The sequence below is a fragment of the Paraburkholderia sp. GAS38 genome (genome assembly GCF_050434965.1).
GTDB classification, from domain to species: Bacteria; Pseudomonadota; Gammaproteobacteria; order Burkholderiales; family Burkholderiaceae; genus Paraburkholderia; species Paraburkholderia phenazinium_A.
In genome coordinates this window covers 23,145-38,952 of the sequence record NZ_JBNDJO010000013.1, presented here as the reverse complement: position 1 = coordinate 38,952, position 15,808 = coordinate 23,145, and the positions used below count along the sequence as shown (strand labels likewise).

General features: G+C 62.6%; 12 protein-coding genes. 6 read left to right on the top strand and 6 right to left on the bottom strand.

What is annotated here, in order from left to right; all coding sequences use genetic code 11:
- Positions 1 to 80: 80 nt before the first annotated feature.
- Positions 81 to 851: a transporter substrate-binding domain-containing protein gene (locus P3T42_RS26585; protein WP_074293691.1), complete on the top strand. Its 771-nt coding sequence runs from the start codon at positions 81 to 83 to the stop codon at positions 849 to 851.
- Between the two features lie 61 nt (positions 852 to 912).
- A complete protein-coding gene (locus P3T42_RS26580; protein WP_074293690.1) occupies positions 913 to 2,028 on the top strand; it encodes a succinylglutamate desuccinylase/aspartoacylase family protein in 1,116 nt (371 codons plus the stop codon).
- Between the two features lie 99 nt (positions 2,029 to 2,127).
- On the opposite strand, the gene P3T42_RS26575 is transcribed toward P3T42_RS26580, so the two are convergent.
- Positions 2,128 to 4,257 carry a phosphocholine-specific phospholipase C gene (locus tag P3T42_RS26575; protein WP_074293689.1) on the bottom strand — a complete coding sequence of 710 codons (2,130 nt, stop codon included), beginning with the start codon at positions 4,255 to 4,257 and terminating at the stop codon, positions 2,128 to 2,130.
- Between the two features lie 62 nt (positions 4,258 to 4,319).
- Positions 4,320 to 4,673, bottom strand: coding sequence for a lipase chaperone (locus tag P3T42_RS26570; RefSeq protein ID WP_074293688.1), 354 nt, complete (start codon positions 4,671 to 4,673; stop codon positions 4,320 to 4,322).
- A 215-nt stretch (positions 4,674 to 4,888) separates the two neighbouring features.
- Between P3T42_RS26570 and P3T42_RS26565 the strand changes: the two genes are divergently transcribed.
- The 4 genes from P3T42_RS26565 (at position 4,889) to P3T42_RS26550 (ending at position 12,392) form a co-directional block, all read left to right on the top strand.
- Positions 4,889 to 6,838 carry an amylo-alpha-1,6-glucosidase gene (locus P3T42_RS26565; protein WP_429307678.1) on the top strand — a complete coding sequence of 650 codons (1,950 nt, stop codon included), beginning with the start codon at positions 4,889 to 4,891 and terminating at the stop codon, positions 6,836 to 6,838.
- 93 nt (positions 6,839 to 6,931) lie between these two features.
- Positions 6,932 to 9,655, top strand: coding sequence for an MGH1-like glycoside hydrolase domain-containing protein (locus P3T42_RS26560; RefSeq protein WP_429307677.1), 2,724 nt, complete (start codon positions 6,932 to 6,934; stop codon positions 9,653 to 9,655).
- Positions 9,656 to 9,809: 154 nt separating this feature from the next.
- Complete coding sequence (gene zwf / locus P3T42_RS26555) at positions 9,810 to 11,408, top strand: glucose-6-phosphate dehydrogenase (protein WP_429307676.1); 1,599 nt, start codon at positions 9,810 to 9,812, stop codon at positions 11,406 to 11,408.
- A gap of 219 nt (positions 11,409 to 11,627) precedes the next feature.
- On the top strand, positions 11,628 to 12,392 hold the full coding sequence (locus tag P3T42_RS26550) for an ROK family protein (RefSeq protein ID WP_429307823.1): 765 nt from the start codon (positions 11,628 to 11,630) through the stop codon (positions 12,390 to 12,392).
- A gap of 42 nt (positions 12,393 to 12,434) precedes the next feature.
- On the opposite strand, the gene P3T42_RS26545 is transcribed toward P3T42_RS26550, so the two are convergent.
- From P3T42_RS26545 to P3T42_RS26530, 4 genes are all read right to left on the bottom strand, one after another.
- The gene (locus P3T42_RS26545; RefSeq protein ID WP_074293684.1) at positions 12,435 to 13,430 is read right to left on the bottom strand and encodes an aldo/keto reductase; all 996 of its coding nucleotides are present in this window, start codon (positions 13,428 to 13,430) and stop codon (positions 12,435 to 12,437) included.
- A gap of 56 nt (positions 13,431 to 13,486) precedes the next feature.
- Complete coding sequence (locus tag P3T42_RS26540; RefSeq protein WP_429307675.1) at positions 13,487 to 14,704, bottom strand: MFS transporter; 1,218 nt, start codon at positions 14,702 to 14,704, stop codon at positions 13,487 to 13,489.
- Positions 14,705 to 14,912: 208 nt separating this feature from the next.
- Complete coding sequence (locus P3T42_RS26535; RefSeq protein WP_074296913.1) at positions 14,913 to 15,218, bottom strand: HigA family addiction module antitoxin; 306 nt, start codon at positions 15,216 to 15,218, stop codon at positions 14,913 to 14,915.
- Between the two features lie 74 nt (positions 15,219 to 15,292).
- A complete protein-coding gene (locus P3T42_RS26530) occupies positions 15,293 to 15,646 on the bottom strand; it encodes a hypothetical protein (RefSeq protein ID WP_429307674.1) in 354 nt (117 codons plus the stop codon).
- Positions 15,647 to 15,808: the final 162 nt, after the last annotated feature.

Here is a 15,808-nt window from a genome sequence, read left to right as displayed (position 1 = left end):
TTCTTCGATGCACCGGCGAGGGTTAGCATGAGCCCGGACCACGCCTCTCCCCATTCACCTCCTTACCCGACCGGCTCTCCATGAAGACTCCGTTGATGATCCTGATCGCCGCGCTGAGTTTCAGCAGCGGTGCGTTTGCGGCTGACGGCAACACGCTGCGGCTTGGCATCGATCCAAGTTACCCGCCGATGGACGCCAAAGCGCCGGACGGCAGCGTGAAGGGTTTCGACGTCGATCTCGGCAACGAAATCTGCCGGCGCATCCACGCGCATTGCCAATGGGTCGAGCTGGAGTTCTCCGGGATGATTCCGGCGCTGCAGGCGCGCAAGATCGACGCGATCATGTCGTCAATGGCGATTACCGCCAAGCGCGAGCAACAGATTCTGTTCTCCTCGAAGCTGTTCCAGTTCAAGTCGCACCTGGTGGCGAAGCAAGGCTCGGGGCTGAGCGATTCGGTGGCATCGCTGGCCGGCAAGCAGATTGGCGTGCAGTCGGGCACGCAGTTCGAGACCTATGCGCAGGCCAATTGGGCGCCCCACGGCGTCAACGTGGTGGCGTACAAGAGCCAGGATGAGGTCTTCACCGATCTGATCAACGGTCGTCTGGACGGCGCGTTGCTGGGCACGGTGGAAGCCGATCAGGGCTTTCTGCGCACGCCGGCCGGCAAGGGTTTTGCGTTTGTCGGCGCACCGCTTTCGATGGGCGATCGCGGCGTAGGCATCGGCCTGCGCAAGGACGAGACGGCCTTGCAGGCGTCCATCAATGACGCCATCGCCTCGATGCTCAAGGACGGCACCTACGCGCAGATCGCCCACAAGTACTTCGATTTCGATCCGTACGGCGGCAATTGAAATTGAGCGCTGCGATTGCATTGCGGCGCCTATCTACAGTGAGTCCCCACCTCATTTGCACATGAAAAAACAGTCGATTCCGCTTCTGTCGCCCGCTATCGGTACGCATCGCGAACTGGTGAGCTTCCATTTCGGCCCCACGGATAGCGGCCAGAAAATCTACTTGCAGTCCACCCTGCACGCCGACGAGACGCCGGCGATGCTGACCACGGTGCTGTTGAAGCGCCGCCTGCTTGAACTCGAGGCCCAAGGCGCGCTGGCTGCCGAGATCGTGGTGGTGCCGGTCGCCAATCCGGTGGGACTCGGGCAATACGTGTTGGGGCAGTTTCTCGGACGTTTCGATCTGGGCAGCGGCAAGAATTTCAACCGCCATTTCCTGCAGTTCACGCGCTTGCTGGAGCGCGCCAAGGGCACGCTCGGCCCGGACGTAGCGGCTAACCGCCAGCTCGTCCGGCAACTGATCAGCGAACAACTGGAACAGCACAAGCCGCTGACCGAGTTCGAATCGTTGCAACTGGCCTTGCTGAAGCTCTCGTTCGATGCGGACGTGGTGATCGATCTGCATTGCTCGCTGGAGGCGGTGATGCACGTGTACACGAGCGAGTCCGCATGGTCCGACTTCGAGCCGCTCGCACGGTATCTCGGTTCGCGAGCATCGTTGCTCGCCACCGACTCGGGCGGTGAAGCCTTCGACGAGACGCACAGTTTGTTGTGGTGGCAACTGCAGCAAAACCTGCCGGCGCATCAACCGGTCGACAACGGTGCGATTGCGGTGACGGTGGAATGCCGTGGCCAGCGCGATGTGTCGTACGCGGTAGCGCAGCAGGATGCGGACGCGCTGATCGATTACCTGACGTATCGCAAGGCGATTCGCGGTGAGGCGAAGCCGCTTCCCGAGTTGCTCACGCCGGCGACGCCGCTTGCCGGCAGCGAACAGTTCTATGCACCGGTGAGCGGGATTCTGGTGCACCGGGCGAACATCGGCGACACCATCCGCGTGGGCGATCCGCTGTTCGATATCGTCGATCCGTTGACGGACGAGACCACCACGATCAGCAGCAAGACAGAGGGTATTTTCTACATGCGCCGCGCGATTCGCTTCGTCACCGCGGGTGCGCCGCTGGGGCGGGTGACCGGCACGCGTGCGGTGCGCACCGGAGTGCTGCTGGGGGCGTGACGGGCATGCGGTCCATCCGCTGAACCCGCCGGACATCGATCTTGCACGCCCCTCTTGCGAGGCGCGTGTCGATCGATGCCCGGCGGCACCTCAGAGACTTCAGACCACGGTCAAGGTCGGCGCCACAGCGGCCGGATCGCTGATGCTCGGACGGCCGTTTTCGACGTGGCCGGCAAGGCGGCGAGCGAAGCTGGCGTCTTCAGCGCTGCTGACCGTGAGATCGTACCAGTGATGGCTCGACGCCAGCACCCATGCCTCTTCGATCTCCGCACCACCCGGCACGATCACCTGACGCGGACGCGCGCCGTAGGCGTTGTCCGTCACCGTCAGGCGCGCAATGCCGCGGCCCTTGTTGCTGAACTTCAGGAACACGTTGCCGTTCGCCACGTCGTAATGCGTGCGGACTTCCGGCAGCGACGGCTTGCTGTTGTTCGTCTGCGTTTGAGCCGCGTTGCCGGCGAACTTGCGCACAAAGCCGTTCGGGCCGAACACTTCGAACGTGTACACGCCGCTGGTCGTCGTCAGGTCGAAGGTTTCCTTCAGGGACTTGCCGGCTTCGACGGTGTAGCGCCACGGTCCGTCCGTGCGATTGGTTGCGTACACATAGAAGTGCGCGCCTTGCTCGCCGGTGTTGGCCAGTTCGATCGTGAAGGTGTTTTGCGTGGCTTCGAGACGACCGTTCACATGCAGCTCATACGGCAGCGCGCGGGCAAAGCGGATGCCGGATTCCTGCGCGTCGAACGGACCCGGCGTGGCAGGCACCACAGGCTTCGGGTTCGTCGCGCATTGGTTGTTGGCGGTCGTGATGTAGTTGCTCGTATCCGGCAGCGGCGGCATCGTCGCGTCCGGCGTGCGGAAGTCGAACGCCTTCGTCAGATCGCCGCAGACGGCACGGCGCCATTCCGTGATGTTCGGCTCGTACACGCCAAAACGCTTTTCGATGAAGCGGATTACCGAGGTGTGATCGAACACCTGCGAGCAGACAAAGCCACCCTTGGTCCACGGCGAGACGATTGTCATCGGCACGCGCGGTCCAAGGCCGAAGGGCAGGCCGTCGGCGGTGTAGCTGCCGCCGCGGTAGGGGTTCACGACGTTGTGAATCTCGCCTTCCACGCTGACTGTCGACTGACCCTGTGCTGCCGTCGTGGCCGGTTGCGGCGGCACGATGTGATCGAAGAAGCCGTCGTTCTCGTCGTACATGATGAACAGCACGGTCTTGCTCCAGACTTCCGGATTCGACGTGAGCGCATCGAGAATCTGCGAGGTGTATTCCGCACCGTATGCCGGCGTGTAGCTCGGATGTTCCGAGTAGGCGGCCGGCGGGCACAGCCACGAGACCTGCGGCAGGTTGCCTGCCAGCACGTCGTTCTTCAGGTCGACGATGGTGCGCACCGTCTGTGCGCGTTCGTACAGCGCCGAACCCGGCTGGGCGTTGATGTAGTTGACGAAGTTCTGCAGCACGTTGGTGCCGTAGTTGCCGTTCAGCGGATCGGCGCCCGTCAGGCCCTGCTGGTAGACCTGCCACGTGATGCCGGCGGCCTGCAGACGTTCCGGGTACGTCGTCCACGACAGCAACTGATATTGCGGCGGACCGTCGCCGTCCACGTAGTCGTTGTTGTCGAGCAGAGGGCCGCCCATCGTGCCGCTCGGGTCGATCATGCCCGTCATCAAATACGAGCGGTTCGGGTGGGTCGGGCCGGCCAGCGAGCAGAAGTAGGCGTCGCAAACCGTGAAGGCGTCAGCCAGCGCGTAGTGGAACGGAATGTCGCTGCGCAGGTAATAGCCCATCGTCATGTCGGTCTTGTACTGCGGCCACTGGTTGTACGCACCGTTGTTGATGGCATAGTGCGTCGGGTACCACGAGTGGTCCAGATCGCCGATGCACTGCGCGCTGGTGGTCTGCGTGTTCAGATGGAACGGCAGGACCGGTTGCGCCGCATTTTCCTTCGACGGCTGATACCACACCGGTTGCTGGCCGCCCGGCAGCGGAATCGGGAAACGGTCGTTGTAGCCACGCACGCCGCGCATATGGCCGAAGTAGTGGTCGAACGAACGGTTCTCTTGCATGAACACCACAATGTGCTCGATATCCTCGATCGTTCCGGTGCGCGAATTTGCCGGTACGGCGAGCGCATTGCGGATCGATTCGGGGAATGCGGCCAGTGCGGCGGCTGCACCGGCGGACGATGCGACGGTCTGCAGGAAACGGCGACGGCTATTTGAGGTCATTGGTTATCACCTTCTGCGGGGGTAAAGAATAGCGCGGCGGGCGCGCCGGGGGAATCCGGTGGTCAATTGCTATTGCTGTTCTGTCCGCTGTCGCCGGGCGCGTAGTGCAGCACGGGTGCAACTTGCTGGCTGTCTGCCGCGAGGCTCGCTTCGACGCTTTGCACGGCGCTGTCGGAGGCTGCGTCGGGCGAGGCGTTGGGAAGACTCGTGAGCGTTGCGGATGCGCCGAAGGCAGGCGGCGGCAGCGCCGGGCTGGTCGCCTGAGCCGACGGAGTGGCCGCTGAGTTGACCGCATCGGGTGCGGCACGGCTTTGATCGGCGCTTGTCGATGCGCCGTCGTCCGGTCCGCATGCGGATAGCATGATGGTTGTGAGCGCAACGAGTACAGCCGTGGCCGCGACGTAGTGTCTTCTCATGTCTGCATCCAGATTCGGGTTAGCGCATGCAGTCTCCAGAGACTTGAAGAAAAATTTATGAAAGATCGTGTAACGTTTGCGAGCCGTTACACCCACGTGAAAATTGTCGGTTGTTCGAAAGGCGCGCGACACATTGGAGAGGAAAAACGCAGCCACTTCGCCCCGTTGATGGGCAAATCGGTAATATCGAAGCTGTACTAACGGTAGGCGTAAAAATGACACGTATCGAAAAGCCTTTCGATTCCTTCCAGCTCGAGCACGAGTGGCTCGAGGCCGATGGCTTTGGCGGTTTCGCGTCGGGAACGGTCGGTACGGTGCGCACGCGCCGCTATCACGCGCTGTTGCTGACGGCGACCCATGCGCCGGGTGGACGCGTGGTACTGGTCAACGGCATCGAGGCGTGGCTCGAGGCGAACGGCAAGCGCTATCCGCTGAGCATGCAGCGTTACGTGCCGGACGTCGTGTACCCCGATGTCTCCTCCAGCCTGCTGGGTTTCGATACGCAGCCGTGGCCGAGCTGGCGCTTCCAGCTCGACGCGGAGGCGGTGCTGATCGCCGAAGTATTCGTGGCGAAGGTGACTGGCGAGACAGTATTGCGTTGGCGCTTCGAGCGGGGCAGTGCGAGCGATACGGCGGTGGCCGGCTACACCTTGCATGTGCGGCCGCTGCTGTCGGGCCGCGATTATCATGCGCTGCACCATGAAAACGCTGCGTTCAATTTCAACGCGGATGTAGACGCAGCGCATGCTCGCGTGAGCTGGCAACCGTATGGCGACCTGCCCGTGATCCATGCATCGACCAACGGCACGTACACGCATGCGCCCGACTGGTATCGAAACTTCTGCTACGTGCGTGAGCGCGAACGCGGGCTCGATTTCAGCGAAGACCTCGCGACGCCCGGTATGTTCACTTTCTCGCTCGCCGATAGCGAAGCGTTGATGATCCTGCAAGCGGGCGCTGAGCCGGAGATCGCGTCAGTGGTCGACCGCTTCAAGGCGCTTGCCGACACCGAATATGCGCGACGTAACGCCTTCGCCTCGCGCCTGCATCGATCCGCCGACGCCTATCTGGTGGCGCGCGATGGCGGCCGCACCGTCCTCGCGGGGTTTCCATGGTTCACCGATTGGGGACGCGATACCTTCATCGCGATGCGCGGCTTGCTGCTGGCGTCCGGGCGTCTAGAAGCAGCGGAGTCGATTCTGCTCGAATGGGCTAATACGCTCTCCGAAGGGATGTTGCCGAACCGCTTTCCCGATTACGGCAGTACGCCCGAGTACAACGCCGTCGATGCCTCGCTATGGTTCGTGATTGCCGTGCACGACTACCTCGCGGCAGAGCAAGCCGGCGATGACACGCGCAAGCGCTTGCAGCAGGCCGTAGAGGCGATTCTCACAGGCTATAGCAGCGGCACGCGCTTCGGCATCCGCGCCGATGACGACGGCCTGTTGCGCGCTGGTGTGCCGGGTGTGCAACTGACGTGGATGGATGCGAAGGTTGGCGACTGGGTGGTGACGCCGCGCATCGGCAAGCCGGTCGAAGTCCAGGCGCTGTGGATCAACGCCCTGCGCATTGCGGCGGTCTGGAATGCGCACTGGCAGGAACCCGCGGCGCGGGCGGCGCAGGCATTTCATGAACGGTTCGTCGATCCGGTGTCCGGAGCATTGTTCGACAACGTCGATGTGGATCATGTTGCGGGGGCGATTGACCGATCGATCCGGCCGAATCAGATCTTCGCGGTGGGAGGCTTGCCGTTTCCGTTGCTCGAAGGGGCGGCGGCACGCGCGGTGGTCGATCAGGTGGAGACGCATCTGCTGACGCCGCTGGGTTTGCGCAGCCTCGCGCCTTCCGATCCGGCTTATCGAGGACGTTACGCGGGCAGTCCGGCGGAGCGTGACGGCGCCTATCACCAGGGAACGGTGTGGCCGTGGTTGATCGGGCCGTTCGTCGAGGCATGGTTGCGCGTGCATCAACCGGACGAGGGGGCGAGGGCGCAGGCGCGCACGCGCTTTCTTGCGCCGCTTGTGGAGCATCTGGATCACGACGGGCTCGATCACATCTGCGAAGTCGCCGACGGTGATGCACCGCACCAACCTGGCGGTACGCCGTTTCAGGCCTGGTCGCTGGGAGAGTTGTTGCGGGTGAAGCGGATGCTGGCGAATGGGTAACTGAACCTCCGTGCCCGCGCCGGCGCATCTCGCTCTGAAAAAGCGCTACGATGTGAATCCCACCGCCAAGCTCGTAAAGCAAGGGAACGCTCCATGCCGCCGCTGCGTGCCGCCAATCTGCTCGCAACCATCGAAGGCGCCCGCCTCCACTCCCGCGAATGTGCCCATTGGCAGCGCTGGGGCCCCTATTTGAGCGAACGCCAGTGGGGCACCGTACGCGAGGATTACAGCGAAAACGGCACCGCGTGGGACCATTTCCCGCACGATCATGCCCGCAGCCGCGCGTATCGCTGGGGCGAAGACGGCATTGCCGGTTTCGGCGACGACAAGCTGAACTGGTGCGTCTCCCTCGCGCTCTGGAACCGCCGCGATCCGATTCTCAAGGAGCGTCTGTTCGGTCTCACCAACGCGCAGGGCAATCATGGCGAGGACGTCAAGGAACTGTACTTTTACCTCGACGGCACGCCCACTCACTCCTATATGCGCATGCTGTACAAGTACCCGCATGCTGCGTATCCGTACGACGATCTGATCCAGGAAAACGCCCGGCGCGGCGCCGATATGCCGGAGTACGAAGTGCTCGACACCGGCGTGTTCGACGACGGATGCCATTTCGACGTACAGGTCGAATACGCCAAGCACACGCCTGACGACATGGTGATGCGCATTACCGTCGAAAACCGCGCGGACGAGGCTGCTACGCTCGACGTGCTGCCGCAGATCTGGGCGCGCAACACCTGGTCGTGGAAGGGGACGCAGGACCGCCCGTCGCTCACTAAGCAAACGGCACGCGGCGAAACGCACCTGGTGGGGCGTCAGCATGGCCACGACCCGATCGTCGTCACTGCATGGTCGAAAGACGCGCCCGAGCTGACATGGCTCTTCTGCGAGAACGACACCAACGTCAAACGCCTCTTCGGTATGGACGGCGCAGGGCCGTTCAAGGACGGCATCAACGATTACCTCGTGCATGGCGACGCGCAAGCGGTGCGCTCCGATGCAGGCAGCAAGGCCGCTGCGCATGTGCCGCTCGTCCTCGCTCCTTATGGCCGCGCGGTGGTCTATCTGCGCTGGCGCCCCGAGTCCGCGCCGGACGACACGCCGCTTGACGCCGACGCGTTGTTTGCCCGCCGCCTCGCCGAAGCCGACGCGTTTTATGCGGCGTTGCAGCACGACATGCCCGATCCCGACGCGCGACTGGTGCAGCGGCAAGCGCTCGCCGGCATGCTGTGGTCCAAGCAGTACTACCAGTTCGACGTACAACGCTGGCTTGAGGGTGATCCGGCGCAGCCTACGCCGCCCGCGAGTCGCAAGCATGGCCGCAATGCCGACTGGCGCCATCTGTGCAACGCGGACATTGTCTCGATGCCCGACAAGTGGGAATACCCGTGGTACGCGTCGTGGGACCTGGCCTTCCATGCGGCGGCTTTCGCGCTGATCGATCCGGAGTTCGCCAAGCGTCAGTTGCTGCTGCTGGTGAAGGACCGCTATCAGCATCCCAACGGACAATTGCCAGCCTACGAGTGGGCTTTCAGCGACGCCAATCCGCCGGTGCATGCATGGGCCGCGTGGCGTGTCTATGAAATCGACCGCGCGCTCACCGGCAAAGGCGATCGCGATTTCCTCGAACTGGTGTTTCACAAGCTGCTGCTGAATTTCTCGTGGTGGGTGAACCGCAAGGACGCCGACGGCCACAACATTTTCCAGGGCGGCTTTCTTGGGCTCGACAACGTCGGCATCTTCGACCGTTCGTCGCCGCTGCCCACCGGCGGCCATATCGACCAGGCCGACGGCACCGCATGGATGGCGGCCTACGCGCTCGATCTCATGCGGATCGCGCTGGAACTGGCGTTCGCCAATCATGTGTTCGTCGATATCGGCGTGAAGTTCTTCGAACACTTCCTGTACATCGCCGAGGCGGTCAGTTGCGACGACGGCTGCGATACGGGCCTGTGGGATAGCGCAGACGAATTCTTCTACGACAAGCTGAGACTGCCCGACGGCTCCAATGTGCCGATGCGGGTGCGTTCGATTGTCGGACTGATTCCGCTGTTTGCGGTGCACGTGCTCGAAGAACGCCTGCACGGCGCGCTGCCCGGCTTGCGCGACCGGCTGTTCTGGTTTCTCGAGCACCGTCCCGATCTCGCCAAACTGGTATCGCGCTGGGACGAACCGGGCAAAGGCAACAACCTGCTGCTGTCGTTACTGCGTGGGCATCGCATGAAGGCGCTGTTGCGGCGCGCGCTCGACGAGTCAGAATTTCTTTCCGATCACGGCGTGCGGGCGCTGTCACGAGTGCATCGCGACGAGCCGTTCGTGTTCCGGCATAACGGCGACAGCTTTTGCGTCAAGTATCTGCCGGCCGAATCGGATTCGCGCGTGTTCGGCGGTAACTCGAACTGGCGCGGGCCGGTCTGGATGCCGGTCAACTATCTGCTTATCGAGTCGTTGTACGAATTTCACCGCTACTACGGCGACGATTTCCGCGTCGAGTTTCCCACCGGCTCCGGTCAGAAGTTCTCATTGAGCGAAATTGCCGACCAGCTCGCCAAGCGCTGCACCACGCTGTTTCTGAAGGACCGCAACGGCGAGCGCCCGGTCATGGGCGCGTATCCGCTGCTGCAAGCCGACCCGCGTTCGCGCGATCTTGTGCTGTTCCACGAATACTTTCACGGTGACAATGGGCGCGGCGTCGGCGCTTCGCATCAGACCGGCTGGAGCGGGCTGGTCGCGCTTCTGTTGCAACCGCGTGCGATGTCGGAGGCCGGCGTTGTGCCGGTTGCCGGCGAGGCTGAGGCGGCGCTTGTGACCAAGTAGGCGCGCGTTGCAGGACGGCAGGGCGGGATTCGGCGCATCACCGAATCCTTGCAAGCAGACGATTCGCGACTGTTTTTGAACTGTGCGGCTACGGGCATGGTCTTTCCTATACCGCCACGTCTGTTCCATTGGCTTCTCTGGATTGAGTGAACCTATGTCGACTCCTTCGAACGCACCCGATTCAACGTCCTCCGCCACCAGCCCGAAGCTGGATCTCGGCTCGCACGCCTCCAACCCGGCGGGACCGGCAGGCAAACATCCCGCGCCGCCCTGCACGCTGGTGATCTTCGGCGCAGGCGGCGACCTCACCAAACGTCTCCTGATGCCGGCGCTGTACAACCTGACGGTCGACGGCCTGCTCGATGCGCAGATGAAGATCATCGGCGTGAATCACGGCGAGGGCGAAACCAGCGCATGGCGCGACGAACTGTCCGCCGCGCTACAGCAGTTTGCGGCCGACAAGGCCAGCACCTTCCATACCTCGAAACTCGACGAGAAGGCATGGGGGTCGCTCGCGCAACGCCTCGAATATATGGCCGGCGAGTTCGAAAGCGACGATACGTATGCCAACCTGAAACAGAAGCTCGCCAACACGCCCGGCGGCAACGTGGTGTTTTACCTCGCGGTCACCTCGCGTTTCTTCAAACCGATTGTCGAACACCTCGGCAAGGCGGGCTTACTGAAGGAAGGCGACGACGGCGCTGGGTTTCGTCGCGTCGTGATCGAGAAGCCGTTCGGCACCGACCTCGCCTCCGCCCGCGATCTCAACGCACATATCCTGAGTTATGCGAAAGAAGAGCAGATCTATCGCATCGACCACTTCCTCGGCAAGGATACGGTGCAAAGCATTCTCGCCGTACGCTTTGCCAACGCCTTGTTCGAGCCGGTGTGGCGACGCGAGTATATCGACTGCGTACAGATTACGGCGTCCGAAACCATCGGCGTGGAAGGGCGCGGTAAGTTCTACGAGCAAACCGGCGCGTTTCGCGACATGTTGCCCAATCATCTGTTCCAGTTGCTCGGCATGGTGGCGATGGAACCGCCCAATTCCTTCGACGCCGAAGCGGTGCGCGACAAGAAGGCCGATATCTTCGACGCCATCCAGCCGTTGAAAGCGGATGACGTGGTGTTCGGCCAGTACGGGAAAGGACCGGCAGGGCAGGGGTATCGCGAGGAACCGGATGTGGCGTCCGATAGCCAGACGGAGACCTATGCGGCAGCGCGCGTGTTCATCGAAAATTGGCGTTGGGCCGGCGTGCCGTTCTATCTGCGTACCGGCAAGCGGCTTGCCGCGCGCCGCACGGAGATCTCCGTGCAACTGAAGGCGGTGCCGTTCCGCCTGTTTCGCGATACACCCGTCGACGCGTTGACGCCGAACGTACTGACGTTGCGGATCGATCCCACCCACGGCACCAGTTTCGATTTCAACGTGAAGGCGCCGGGGCCGGTGATGCAGATGGGCGCGGTGCAGTCGTCGTTCAACTATGGCGATTTCTTCGACGAACAGCCCAACGTCGGCTACGAAACGCTGTTGTACGATTGCATGCTAGGCGACGAGACGCTGTTTCAGCGCGCCGATAGCATCGAGACGAGCTGGGCCGCGGTGGAAGACGTGCTGCATCCGAAGGGCAGCCCGCTGCCGGTGCATGGCTACCAGGCGGGTAGCGCGGGTCCGGCCGAGGCCGATGCCTTGCTCGCACAAAACGGCCATACGTGGCGGCCTTTGAGCAAGGACGCGGACGCAAAGAAGTAAGGCGCAACTAAACACTCCCAGGGGACCACTGTGGCGACACGTCAGACCAACGTCAAAGGTAACGTCAAGAGCCGTGCCGAGGGCACCGGTAAAACCACCGTCAAACGTGCGGCTAAGGCTGCGACGAAAGCCGCGCCTAAAGCCGCGCTTAAAGCGGCTCCTAAGGCTGCACCTAAAACCGCACCTAAAACCGCGCGTAAGACCGCAGCCAAGGGCGGCGTGGAGCAGATTCTTGCCATCGATGTAGGCGGCACAGGGTTGAAGGCCGCGATCATCGACGCCAACGGCAAGATGCTCACCGAGCGCCTGCGCGTGGCGACGCCGCATCCCTGCACGCCCGAGCAACTGGTCGATGCGCTGGTCAAGCTCGTGGAGCCGCTGGTGGCGGCGCATCCGCCCACGCGCATCTCGATCGGCTTTCCGGGTGTGGTGCGCAACAACCGCGTGCTGACGGCGCCGCATTTCGGCGACGAGGGCTGGCACGACATTCCGCTTGCCGAGTCGCTGGCCAAGCGGCTGGGCGGCTTGCCGGTGCGCATGATCAACGACGCCGAAGTGCAGGGCTTCGCGGTCATCGAAGGCCACGGCATCGAATTCGTGCTGACGCTCGGCACCGGTGCCGGCACGGCGCTGTTTCGCGACGGCGAACTGATGCCGCATCTCGAACTGGCCCACCATCCGGTCAGCAAAAACCGCGCTTACGACGAATACATCGGCGACGCGGCGCGCATGAAGGCGGGCAACAAGCGCTGGAATCGCCGCGTCGAGAGGATCATCGGCATTCTTGCTTCGCTGGTGAATTACGACAAGCTGTGGATAGGTGGTGGCAACGCCGCGCGCCTGACCTTCAAACTGCCGGCGAACGTCGCGGTGGTGTCGAACGATGCGGGTATCGAAGGCGGTGCGCGACTTTGGCATCCGCTTTCCCTGCGGGACACGCGGCAATTCCCGGAAGCAACCCAACGCACGGGTGCGTTCGAGTGAGGCGATGCGCGGTACCTCGAGCGAGGTGCCGCGCCTTGCTATTTAGCGCGCGGCATCGCCCCAGCGATACTCGTGCGTCGCGTCGTCGAGTTGTGCCTTCAGTTCCGCGTTGAGCGTGAGGTCTATTGCACTCAGCGTGTCCGTCAGTTGATCGGGGTTGCTCGCACCAATGATCGCCGAGGTGATCAGCGGATTGGCAAGCACCCAGGCGAGCGACGTTTTCGTCAACGAGGCGCCGGAATCCACCGCGATTGCACGCAGCGTGTCGATGGTTTCGAATTCGCGCTTATGCCAGTAGCGCTCCTGATACAACGCACCGGCTTTGCCGACGGTGGCGGTGAAGCGTCCTTCCGCAGGCTGCGTATCGTGACGGTGCTTGCCGGTCAGCAGGCCGCCCGCGAGCGGGTTGTATGGGATCACCGCGAGCTGTTCCTCGCCGGCAAGCGGTAGCAACTCCCGCTCGATCTGCCGGAACAGCAGGTTATAGCGCGGCTGTACGGAGACGAAGCGGGCCACACGCAGCACATCCGCGCGTCCCAAGGCACGCGCGAGGCGGTATGCCAGGAAGTTCGACACGCCGACATAGCGCGCCTTGCCCGAGCGCACGATGACATCGAGCGCTTCGAGTGTTTCGTCGAGCGGCGTCTCGGGGTCGTCGGAGTGCAACTGGTACAGGTCCACATAGTCGGTGCCGAGGCGGCGCAGCGACGTATCGATGGCATCGAGCAGGTGCTTGCGCGAGGCGCCCTGATCCCACGGCGACGGTCCGACTTTCCCCACCGCCTTGGTCGCGACGATGAAGCGATCGCGCTTGCCCTTCAACCAGCGGCCGACGATTTCTTCGGTGCGGCCCGCGAGGTTCTCGCCGCCGCCGAGCGGATAGACGTCCGCCGTATCGATGAAGTTGACACCGGCCTCCGCCGCCTTGTCGAGGATGCTGTGCGAGACCGACTCTTCGGTCTGCAAGCCGAACGTCATCGTACCAAGACATAGACGTGAAACGCTTAGGCCGGTGCGGCCGAATTTACGGTATTGCATGGTGGACTCCGCGAGAGGATCAGACTGCCGGTTACGTTAAGCGAAAAGCATAACGCTTATCCACGATTGGCGTCGGCGGGGCGGCCGACCATTTGCTGTTCGCCGAAACGCACGGCGACCGCCGTCAGGCAGGCCATCGCAACGCCGCCGAGCGTGATGAACACGTCGCTGGTGGAGAGCAGGCTCGTCAGCACCGCACCGAAACACGGCGCGATGAACTGCATGAACATTCCCGCGGACTGCAGCGCCGCGCTGGCGCCCGCCACCTCGTCCGGGAGACGTCGGGCGATGAACAACCGGCACTCGACCCTGAAACGTGCGCCGGCGAGGCCGGTCGCAAAGAAAGCGGCGGCCATCATCCACTCAGCCGGCCGTAGCGGCAGCCGGAAGATCCCGCCAATGGCGACGAACAGCGCTGACGAGACGAACGCCGGCGCGAGTAGCGCGCCCAGACCGGCTTTCTGCGCGTTGCGCCCCATCGGCAGCAGACTGCCGAGCACGCCGCCGAGCGCAGAACAGGAGACCACGATGCCCAGCAAGGACTTGTCGAAGCCGTGGTTCTTCAGCATCAATGGAAACTGGTTGTTGACGGCTGCGGCGAGCGCGAAGTAAATGCCGACACAGAGCAGCAGCGGCACGATGGCTCCGCGCAAAGGGATTCGCGCCGCGGTTTGCTCGTCAGGGGCTGAAGGGACTGAGGACGATGCCTTGCCGTTCGACGCGGCCCCCGACGCCGACGCCAGCATCAGGACAATCGCGACGGCGATCAACACAATCGATACCTCCATCGTGTGATTGTCGCCGGCCCAGGCGCCGACGATGCCGCCGGCCGCAGGCGCACAGATCTTCGCCACGCTTTGCGCCAGACTCAGAAGCCGGAACGCGCGGCTTTGCCGCGCCTCGTCGACGCGAGTGGTGACGTAGAGCGTTTCGGACGGATCGGTGAAACCGAGGGCCGCCGATTTCAGCGCGACGACCAGCAGAAAAGCGATGAAGTTGCCGACCCCAAGCAACGCGGCCGTTGTGCCCAGCGTGAGCGTCAAGGCGATCACGAGAACCCGCGTGCTCGCATAACGACTGCAGACCCGGCTGATGGCGCGTGTCAGCAGAATGGGCGGTACCAGCAATGCCGCGCTCAAGATCACCAGGTCGAACGGGGTCGCGTTGAACCGATAAGTTGCAATGTTCAGAATGGCGAGAAAGTTAATCCAGCCACCAAAGCTGGCAAAGAAACTGCCGGTCAGAAACGTATAAAAGCGGCGATCCCCGGACATAGTCACTCTCAATGCGGATTGGATTTGTAAGGTGTGGTGAGCCGACCTGAAACAGCAGGCGCAACGAAGCCGTCGAAAGTGTTCGAATCGTTATCTAAGGAATGCTAAAAAACCACGACGAGACGACGCGAACCCTTGACGACCCAAGGGTTCGATGCCGCTTGCTAAAGGGTGATGCGGATGATGCTGGCCGTCGAAATGCCGGCCTCTAGAACAGCGCCGGTTGCTGCGCCGACACCATGGGTACAACGTTGAGTTCGTCGAGCCGCAGGCGCGCTTTGGCGAGATCGTGAAGCACTTGCCGTTGCAACCAGGTTTCAGCGCCGCCACCGAACGCCTTGTCGAGTCGCAGCGCCATCTCGGGCGAGATGCCTGCCTTGCCGCTCAACAGATTGGTTAATGCCTGGCGGCTGACGCCCAGAACCAGCGCACCCTCGGTGACGGTCAAATTGAACCGCTCGAGGCAGTTCTGCCGGACAGTGACGCCGGGATGGATGAATTCTGAATCGGCCATGGGACGAACAATATCGGCGAACGCGGTGTTCGTCAACTGACAAGCGCTTCTTGTCATAGGCGTGATTCAGGGTTTTAGCGTGCGTGCTTGTCCTGCCAGACCTTGCCGAAGTGCACGGACGTAAAAAGTCCGATGGCCAACGCACCGGCGAGCGGCGCGATCAGGTCCGGGGTGAAGTCGAGCGTGACCGGGTGGCGCGAAAACAGATAAAGACCGACCAGCAGATTGAAAAAGCCCCACACGAAGTTCACGAGCGAGGAAGAGTCGCCGACGCCGTGCGGTTTCGCAAAGGGTGACGGAAAGGGGACGCCCTGCAACCCTGCAACGAGGTGCGGGATGCTGTTGCAGAGAAAAGCACCGGCAAAGAAAGCAGCGAGGTAGTGCATGCGATGACCTAAGGAAAGGGTGGTGTGACGGATTGCTTTCATGCTGCTAACGAAAGCGCGGACAGTCAGTCAAAACCGGATAGCCTTGAAAGATATGAGAGGATATCCTCTCATAAAATAGTAGAGGACACCCTCGCATAAGTCAAACGCCGCATGCTGCCGCGAGACGCGCATGCCGGCGTTTCGTCCGCGCGGGCCGACACC

What these genes read in the sequence shown, in the direction of transcription:
- P3T42_RS26565 (WP_429307678.1), top strand. Translation starts at nt 4,889, where the DNA reads ATGACACGTATCGAAAAGCCTTTCGATTCCTTCCAGCTCGAGCACGAG.
- P3T42_RS26560 (WP_429307677.1), top strand. Translation starts at nt 6,932, where the DNA reads ATGCCGCCGCTGCGTGCCGCCAATCTGCTCGCAACCATCGAAGGCGCC.
- P3T42_RS26545 (WP_074293684.1), bottom strand. Translation starts at nt 13,430, where the DNA reads ATGCAATACCGTAAATTCGGCCGCACCGGCCTAAGCGTTTCACGTCTA.
- P3T42_RS26575 (WP_074293689.1), bottom strand. Translation starts at nt 4,257, where the DNA reads ATGACCTCAAATAGCCGTCGCCGTTTCCTGCAGACCGTCGCATCGTCC.
- zwf (WP_429307676.1), top strand. Translation starts at nt 9,810, where the DNA reads ATGTCGACTCCTTCGAACGCACCCGATTCAACGTCCTCCGCCACCAGC.
- P3T42_RS26580 (WP_074293690.1), top strand. Translation starts at nt 913, where the DNA reads ATGAAAAAACAGTCGATTCCGCTTCTGTCGCCCGCTATCGGTACGCAT.
- P3T42_RS26570 (WP_074293688.1), bottom strand. Translation starts at nt 4,673, where the DNA reads ATGAGAAGACACTACGTCGCGGCCACGGCTGTACTCGTTGCGCTCACA.
- P3T42_RS26540 (WP_429307675.1), bottom strand. Translation starts at nt 14,704, where the DNA reads ATGTCCGGGGATCGCCGCTTTTATACGTTTCTGACCGGCAGTTTCTTT.
- P3T42_RS26535 (WP_074296913.1), bottom strand. Translation starts at nt 15,218, where the DNA reads ATGGCCGATTCAGAATTCATCCATCCCGGCGTCACTGTCCGGCAGAAC.
- P3T42_RS26585 (WP_074293691.1), top strand. Translation starts at nt 81, where the DNA reads ATGAAGACTCCGTTGATGATCCTGATCGCCGCGCTGAGTTTCAGCAGC.
- P3T42_RS26530 (WP_429307674.1), bottom strand. Translation starts at nt 15,646, where the DNA reads ATGAAAGCAATCCGTCACACCACCCTTTCCTTAGGTCATCGCATGCAC.